Origin of the sequence: Curvibacter delicatus NBRC 14919 (assembly GCF_001592265.1) — a bacterium.
Taxonomy (GTDB): Bacteria; Pseudomonadota; Gammaproteobacteria; order Burkholderiales; family Burkholderiaceae_C; genus Hylemonella; species Hylemonella delicata.
In genome coordinates, this window is sequence record NZ_BCWP01000102.1 from 1 (window position 1) to 797 (window position 797).

At 67.5% G+C, this 797-nt stretch carries 1 protein-coding gene; it reads right to left on the reverse strand.

Annotated elements, in window-relative coordinates:
* Positions 1-797, reverse strand: a 797-nt coding sequence (locus CDE01S_RS18000) for an O-linked N-acetylglucosamine transferase family protein (protein WP_439648683.1), incomplete at both ends; no start/stop codon positions are given.

Below are 797 nucleotides of genomic sequence, written 5' to 3' on the forward strand. Positions count from 1 at the left end.
CCCACTGCTGGAACATGAGCTGATAGGCCTGCTCGGCCCGGCGGGCAAAGGCCGCCTCATCCATCACCACGCTGGCCTGCATCTGCGGGCGCAGGCTCGCACGCGTCTGGGCCAACTGGCCCAGATCGGACGCCAGCGCAACCGCCTTGGCCACGTACTCTTCTTCGCTCTGCGCAATCCATTCCTCGTGCCCCACGCCGTGCAGGATCGAGCTGCCCAGCCGTCCCACACTCGGCCGCCCGGCCAGCGTGATGTAGGGCACGCCCATGTACAGGCTCTCGAACAGCGTTGTGCCCGAGTTGTGCGGGAAGCAGTCCAGCCCGATGTCCATGCCGCGCAGCACGTCCCACGGCGGGCTGTGGAATCCGATCTCCAGCCGGCTGCGTTCCACGCCATGGGCCTCGAATTTCTGGATCAGCGCTTCGCGCACGCCTTCGTCCTTGTAGGAGCTGCTGTCGACCACCAGGCGCGCGCCCGGCACGCGCTTGAGGATCTCCGCCCACACCCGTATCGTTCGGTGGTTGATGCGGATGGCGCGTGTCAGGGTGCCGAAGGTCACATGGCCGCGCTGCAATGCCGGCAGGGCGCTCACCTCACCCATGTTCAGGGCCGGCCGGTAGGCGTACGAGCCGTTCGGCACCCGCCAGGGCGTCTCGGCAAACAGGTGCTCGCTGCCCACCGGGGCTGCCGGTTCGTCGGTCAGGAAGTAGTCGATCGCCTTCAGGCCCGTGGTGTAGCCAAATCCCAGCCAGCTCACCGACACCGGCGCAGGCTTGCGCGCAAACGCGCCAAGACGG